General features: G+C 31.8%; 11 protein-coding genes and 3 pseudogenes. 2 read left to right on the top strand and 12 right to left on the bottom strand.

The window, feature by feature from the left end:
- A partial coding sequence (locus tag A9G34_RS03915; protein ID WP_141670331.1) for an integrase core domain-containing protein occupies positions 1–342 on the top strand: 342 nt, incomplete at its 5' end.
- 534 nt (positions 343–876) lie between these two features.
- On the opposite strand, the gene A9G34_RS03925 is transcribed toward A9G34_RS03915, so the two are convergent.
- The 12 genes and pseudogenes from A9G34_RS03925 to A9G34_RS03965 form a co-directional block, all read right to left on the bottom strand.
- Positions 877–1,569, bottom strand: coding sequence for an RHS repeat domain-containing protein (locus tag A9G34_RS03925; RefSeq protein WP_065568933.1), 693 nt, complete (start codon positions 1,567–1,569; stop codon positions 877–879).
- 95 nt (positions 1,570–1,664) lie between these two features.
- Positions 1,665–1,940 (bottom strand): hypothetical protein, encoded by a 276-nt coding sequence (locus A9G34_RS03930; RefSeq protein WP_065568934.1) that lies wholly within the window; start codon positions 1,938–1,940, stop codon positions 1,665–1,667.
- Between the two features lie 10 nt (positions 1,941–1,950).
- Positions 1,951–2,349, bottom strand: coding sequence for a hypothetical protein (locus tag A9G34_RS03935; protein ID WP_065568935.1), 399 nt, complete (start codon positions 2,347–2,349; stop codon positions 1,951–1,953).
- A gap of 33 nt (positions 2,350–2,382) precedes the next feature.
- Positions 2,383–2,502 (bottom strand): annotated as a pseudogene (locus A9G34_RS11080) (RHS repeat-associated core domain-containing protein); the annotation flags it as partial.
- A gap of 73 nt (positions 2,503–2,575) precedes the next feature.
- Positions 2,576–2,932, bottom strand: a complete 357-nt coding sequence (locus A9G34_RS03940) for a hypothetical protein (RefSeq protein ID WP_034947435.1) — start codon at positions 2,930–2,932, stop codon at positions 2,576–2,578.
- A 13-nt stretch (positions 2,933–2,945) separates the two neighbouring features.
- Entirely contained in the window at positions 2,946–3,329 is a 384-nt protein-coding gene (locus A9G34_RS10720; RefSeq protein ID WP_065568936.1) for a hypothetical protein, read from the bottom strand.
- Positions 3,324–3,470: pseudogene (locus A9G34_RS11085) on the bottom strand (RHS repeat-associated core domain-containing protein); the annotation flags it as partial. The gene A9G34_RS10720 and the pseudogene A9G34_RS11085, both read right to left, overlap by 6 nt.
- Positions 3,471–3,552: 82 nt before the next feature.
- Positions 3,553–3,954: a hypothetical protein gene (locus tag A9G34_RS03950; RefSeq protein WP_065568937.1), complete on the bottom strand. Its 402-nt coding sequence runs from the start codon at positions 3,952–3,954 to the stop codon at positions 3,553–3,555.
- Complete coding sequence (locus A9G34_RS10950; RefSeq protein ID WP_065568938.1) at positions 3,945–4,229, bottom strand: hypothetical protein; 285 nt, start codon at positions 4,227–4,229, stop codon at positions 3,945–3,947. Before A9G34_RS10950 ends, A9G34_RS03950 begins: the two co-directional genes overlap by 10 nt.
- 81 nt (positions 4,230–4,310) lie before the next feature.
- Positions 4,311–4,493, bottom strand: a pseudogene (locus A9G34_RS10955) (RHS repeat-associated core domain-containing protein); the annotation flags it as partial.
- Positions 4,494–4,593: 100 nt separating this feature from the next.
- Positions 4,594–4,923 (bottom strand): hypothetical protein, encoded by a 330-nt coding sequence (locus A9G34_RS03960; protein ID WP_034947425.1) that lies wholly within the window; start codon positions 4,921–4,923, stop codon positions 4,594–4,596.
- Positions 4,924–4,936: 13 nt separating this feature from the next.
- Positions 4,937–5,623 carry an RHS repeat-associated core domain-containing protein gene (locus A9G34_RS03965; RefSeq protein WP_065568939.1) on the bottom strand — a complete coding sequence of 229 codons (687 nt, stop codon included), beginning with the start codon at positions 5,621–5,623 and terminating at the stop codon, positions 4,937–4,939.
- Between the two features lie 155 nt (positions 5,624–5,778).
- Here A9G34_RS03965 and A9G34_RS03970 point away from each other — a divergent pair, with 155 nt between their 5' ends.
- On the top strand, positions 5,779–6,036 hold the full coding sequence (locus tag A9G34_RS03970) for a transposase (protein WP_141670404.1): 258 nt from the start codon (positions 5,779–5,781) through the stop codon (positions 6,034–6,036).
- The last annotated feature ends 110 nt before the right edge of the window (positions 6,037–6,146 follow it).

Consider the following 6,146-nt stretch of genomic DNA (forward strand, 5'->3'; position numbering starts at 1 on the left):
ACCCGTTACTTAGATAAACTGGCTGAATATCATGGGTATCCATTAAAAATACGAGTAGATAATGGACCAGAATTTACAGGAAAAACCTTTATAAACTGGGCTAAATCAAATGATATAGCCATTGATTATATAAAGCCCGGTAGCCCTTATCAAAATGGTTACATTGAACGATTTAACCGGACTTATCGAACTGAAGTGTTAGATTTATATCTTTTTAACAACCTAGCGCAAGCAAGGAGAATAACCGAAGAATGGCTAACCATTTATAATACCGAAAGACCGCATGAGGCATTAAATAACATGACACCGATTGAGTATAAAACACTAAAACAAGCAGCTTAATTTTCTACGTGAGTTGTGTACTAAGTTTGGGGCATTTACAATGACTTTTCCCGCTCGGTCTCGTATATAATCGGTAGCCATGCGGTCAAAAGCAATTTCACGGTTGATATCGCCCCTGGGATTTCTAAAGAATTGGTAGATTTCATTTTTTGCGTTTCGAACTTTAACTCTTAGATAAACTCAACGCTTAAATAAAAAAGCCAACTTTTTTAGGTTGGCTTTTGGGTTTTATTTTGAATATATTTTGTGGAAAATTAATTTTTTTGAATATACTTTTTCTTTTTTAAGTATACACTAATTCTACTATTGACCAATGACAATTACATGAAAATATATTAGTATTCTGTCTTATTATTTTATCTACATTAATATTATCAATGCCATCAAAATATTTACCTTCTAACTTAAAATATAATTCATGAAAATGGTAGTCACTAACTTTTTCTTCTATTATTTTAAACCCATGATTCAAAAAAATATTAACTAATATACTAATTGGTTCACAGACCTTAATATCTTCTACTTCCATAATTTTTAAAATAAATCAATTGTATTTCCCACTGGCTTTAAAACATCACTAAAATTATCAACAAAATATTGTACGGCTCCACCATCTCCTAAATGAGGATTAGCCTTAACTATAGAAGTAGCTACATCTGTATCCTTTAGTACTTCATATGCTTGAACTTTCGATCTGTAACCAAATACATCATGTGCCTTAACTTGAGCACTTTTCCATAAGGCTTCTTTTGAACCTTTTGCAGCTTCTAGACTTGCTTTAGATAAATAAAATTCTGACTGTCCAGGAACCCCTCCATAAATAATATCACCTTTTTTTAGCTTTCCTACTACCCAGTCGTCGATACCTAGATAATCTCCCTGACCTTGCCACTTAGACGCCTTCTTTACTAATTCATCTAAAGAACACTCACTAAGCCCGAACACATCAACCATCGTATTCGAATCATGCACATACGCATAAAAATTCGGATTATTACCTGCCAATCCTATCGGGTCTTGGCTAATATATAAGCCGGTTTCAGGATTATAATATTGGAACCGATTATAATAAAGCCCCGTTTCAACATCCTCATACTGCCCTAATTGCCTGAACGGAATAAACGGCTGATTGTTAAAGGTATCTTCCCGTATTCTGCCATAGATGTCAAACTCCACCTGCCAAACCAGTTCTCCTTTGTCATCATAGGCCTGCGCGGGGCGGCCCAAATAGTCCGATACAATTGAGTAGGACTTGCCATCGCATAGCTTTGCGGTGGGGACTAAACTTCCTTCTTCATAAACCCAAATGATTTATAAATTTTTTATTTGAGTTTTTCATGGTTTTTTATAAACTTTTTATAATATTGAATAATATACAATAATTCATTTGTTAAACTATTAGTATAATCCCAAGAATCAATAATAAAATACTGTATTTTATCGCCTGCAGGTAAATCAATATATTGATCTGATAAAATATTATTTTTCACATTATCTAAATATTTATTAATAACACATTTCTGATTTTCACTTATTTTAATATCATTATCTAAAATACTCTCTTTTATATTTTCTATTTTTAATAATAAATTTTTCATTCTTTAAATCTTAATTAATGTCAAATAATGCAGTATCGGGCGAATCTAAAATGTATTTTTGAACTTTCCCACCAGGTAAACCTAAACCTTGTGAAGAAGCCCTACTTTCAAAAATAGTTGTACCTTCTTTAATTTTAAATTGACTAATATAAGTCATTTCGTTCCAATCCATTTTTACCGCTAATTCACTTCTAGTAGCTGGAAAAGTTTCAAATAAGTATCTACCCTTCGGCCATGCGTTTTTTCCATTATCATGATACCTTAAACCAAATTCATTAGCTGTAGCTTTTCTGATGATTATATTTTCACTTTCAAATGATTGTAAGACCTGTTTTCTTATATTTCTAGGTAGTCCTAACTCTTTCATCATATTAGACGCCTCTTTCACTCCTTTGTAAGGATCGGGCATCTTATCCATCCCACACTCACTCAACCCGAACACATCCACCATCGTATTCGAATCAAACGTATACGCATAAAAATTCGGGTTGTTACCTGCTAACCCTATCGGATCTTGGCTAATATATAAGCCACTTTCAGGATTATAATACCTAAACCGATTATAATGAAGCCCGTCTAGTTACTCGTCTTCATAATAACAAGCCAACTTTTAAAGGTGGCTTTGGTTTTATTATTTATTGATTTTGTTTTTCTCTAAACTCTTTTAATTTCTTCTCAATAAATGCAAAGTCATTAATGGCTTTATCCTTATCTTTTACTTTGTCATATTTTTCTCTCCATTTTCTAATTCCAAATATATAAAATTTCAATCCCTCTTCTGTCAAATCTCCAACCGTTATTTGAGAATCATCATTTGCTTTTTCCCCTTTTTTTAAAATCTCCTTCGTAATAAATCCATTGTCTTGTAGAAAGTGTACGTAGTTTTCAAAAAAACGATATTGTCTTTCTTTGTATTCTTGAGTTATAGGCTGTGGAGCCAATTGAGATTGAGTTATCCAACTTAATTTTTCTATTATACGATTTTTGTCCATAATTTCCTTGAACTTAATGACATTTAACTTTTCCTGTTTCTAAATCAACATCTATTCTTTTGGTTTCAACTTCTGAGATATCATACATTTTACCTTTTCTTCCTGGTTCTTTTACATGGGTTCCCCCATTAGCTCTAATTTCTGCTTCTTTTAACATTTGTGTTGTTTTATCTGCTGTTGGGCTTGTAACTTCAAAAATTCCTTTTACTTTGCCGTCTTCAACTACAATAAAATCCAGTCTTCTTCTTGAATTAGTTATATCTCTAACACTTTTTCCATTGGCATCTCTTATATATCTTTCTGATAAAATAGTTGCATTGGGATATTTATTTTGTAAATATTTCTTAGCTATTGCCTCTCTTGCATTTCCTGATGCTTTATTAGCTATAACATCCAACCCAAACGGGTCAACTTGCGTATTAGAATCAAACGTATACGCATAAAAATTCGGGTTGTTACCTGCTAACCCTATCGGGTCTTGGCTTATATAAGTTCCTGTATTACTGTCGTAATACCTAAACCGGTTATAATAAAGCCCGTCTAACTACTCGCCTTCATAATATCCTAATTGCCTGAAATAACAAGCCAACTTTTTTAGATTGGCTTGTTTTATTTAGTTTTTAAATCTTAATAAATGATTCTTTATTTTTCATAATGTTTGTATAAAAATATATTTTATTATTTTCTATTTTTCTTAAAAAGATTAAATCTTCAATTTTACCTAAATAATTTATAGTTTTTTTTTCTAGATTAATTACAGATAATTTAAAACCTACAACACAAAATTTTCTAATAAACATAGGAATATAAATAAGTCTATTTTGATCATCATATAAGAATGGCCCTCCAAATAGAATTTCTTTGAATAAATTACTTTTATTAATTAATAAATTTCCTACAAGGGGAGAACCTTGATTAACTTCCATTAAGTTAATATAATCAATTTCTAAGTTATTTAATATAAACTGTGATTGAAAATTGATTGGATCGTCATTTTTATTTATTAAAGATATTATTTGCATTTTGGCTTTAAGTGTTTTGTTTTCACATTAACTACATCGTCAGATTTAACAATAAATTGTAAAGAACCTCCCGGATATTTTAATCCTTGAGGACCTATTATTCCAAATTTAATCGAAGTTCCTTTTGGAATAATTCCTGTGTTATATTTATTTAAAGGATTCCATGCTGGCAATATTGCAGCAAAAGTTCTATTTATAAATTTATTTATTCCTATTCTCAATCCCCAGAAATCTGGACGAGTAGAACCTAAATGTAAATCTCCAAATCTTTGCACAGGTATATTAAAAGGAGCTCTAATTTCAAAACCCTTAAATAGGAATCCGTCTTTTGTAGTTATCCTTAGTTTTTCAAAAATATTTAACCCAAACGGGTCAACTTGCGTATTAGAATCAAACGTATACGCATAAAAATTCGGGTTATTACCTGCTAGCCCGATAGGGTCTTGGCTAATATATGAACCACTTTCAGGATTATAATATCGGAAGCGATTATAATAAAGCCCCGTTTCTACATCCTCATACTGCCCCAGTTGCCTGAACTTATCTTCATAATAACAAAGTCAACTCTAAAAGTTGGCTTTGTTATTTAATATTGAAAATTTATTATCACCTTGATTTTATTAGTCATATATTAAATAACTACATCCATCTATTAGTCGAAGTATTAGCGTAAAATAAATCATAATATTTTTGATTAATTATTTTCATATTTTCTAAAGAATTAAGTAGATTTTCAGATATTTCTAAATCTTCTGCACAACCTGAGTATTTTGCTAAAAGAATTATAAATTTAAATAATAACTCATTTTTATCTTCTTGTGTTAAAGAACAATCATTATAAAATTGTTCAATTATAATTTTTATTTTTTCTTTTTCTTTAACATTATCTTCATAAGTTGCATCAAGGTTCTTATAGAATATATCCCATTCATTTGCTATTTCTTCTAATAATCTTAAATATTTTTGCATAGTTTAAATATTTTTATTTGCATACAGTATAAGCATGACTTGGTATTTCCCCTTCAATTAAAACTTCTGCATCTTTTACAGAATATCTAAATGCAGGGTTTTTCAATTTAGTTTTTGTTTGTGGATCAACTCCAGAAGAAACATCAAATACTTTTGAAGCATCTAACTTATCAGTATCAATAGCAATTATTGTACTTTTATCCATTTTTCCTCTTCTTGGGTTAGGTTGGGCATAAAATTCTGCTGTAGAAGAGTTTTTTGTTGTAGAAATGTATTGAGTATTTAAACTACCATCATCTATATGTTCCTGTATAGTATATGTTGCTGCTGTATTTTTTGCCATAATTGTTTCTCCTGCTTTAGCACTAGCTTCTTGAATTTCATTAAGAGCTCTATATACAATAATCAACCCGAACACATCAACCATCGTATTCGAATCATGCACATACGCATAAAAATTCGGGTTATTACCTGCTAGCCCGATAGGGTCTTGACTTATATAAGTTCCTGTATTACTGTCGTAATACCTAAACCGATTATAATAAAGCCCCGTTTCAACATCATCATACTGCCCTAGTTGCCTGAACGGAATAAACGGCTGATTGTTAAAGGTATCTTCCCGTATTCTGCCATAGATGTCAAACTCCACCTGCCAAACCAGTTCCCCTTTGTCATCATAGGCCTGAGCGGGACGGCCCAAATAGTCCGATACAATCGAGTAGGACTTGCCTTCGCATAGCTTAGCGGTGGGGACTAAACTTCCTTCTTCATAAATCCAAGTTGTAACTATCCCCTAAAATAGTACAGCCTAAAAGTAGAAAATTCTCTATGATAAAAGTAAAAGAGGATTTAATTATGAAAAAAATGACTGAACATCAAATCGTCGCTATTTTAAAAGAAGCTGAAGCGGGTATTCCGGTTAAAGAACTGTGCCGTAAATATGGCATGGGTAATTCAACTTTCTATAAATGGCGAGAAAAATACGGCGGAATGGAAACTTCGGATATCAAACGCTTAAAGGAGCTGGAGGCTGAAAATCTCAAGCTTAAGCAGATGTTTGCCGAACTGAGCTTAAAATCCCAGCTTCAGGAAGAAATCATAAAAAAGCTTTAGTGCCCACAAAGGCACGTAAAACGTGGGCACAGCAACTACAACAAAATCATTCAGTTACTATTACTATGAGTTGTGCCATTGTTGGCTTAAGCCGTTGTGCTTACTATTAT

This window comes from Gilliamella sp. Choc4-2, from assembly GCF_001690355.1.
GTDB lineage: Bacteria > Pseudomonadota > Gammaproteobacteria > Enterobacterales > Orbaceae > Gilliamella > Gilliamella apicola_A.

Bases quoted from the DNA above. Each gene is read 5' to 3' on its own strand.
- A9G34_RS03930 (WP_065568934.1), bottom strand. From the start codon at position 1,940: ATGAAAAATTTATTATTAAAAATAGAAAATATAAAAGAGAGTATTTTA.
- A9G34_RS03950 (WP_065568937.1), bottom strand. From the start codon at position 3,954: ATGCAAATAATATCTTTAATAAATAAAAATGACGATCCAATCAATTTT.
- A9G34_RS03960 (WP_034947425.1), bottom strand. From the start codon at position 4,923: ATGCAAAAATATTTAAGATTATTAGAAGAAATAGCAAATGAATGGGAT.
- A9G34_RS03940 (WP_034947435.1), bottom strand. From the start codon at position 2,932: ATGGACAAAAATCGTATAATAGAAAAATTAAGTTGGATAACTCAATCT.
- A9G34_RS03970 (WP_141670404.1), top strand. From the start codon at position 5,779: ATGAAAAAAATGACTGAACATCAAATCGTCGCTATTTTAAAAGAAGCT.
- A9G34_RS03935 (WP_065568935.1), bottom strand. From the start codon at position 2,349: ATGCCCGATCCTTACAAAGGAGTGAAAGAGGCGTCTAATATGATGAAA.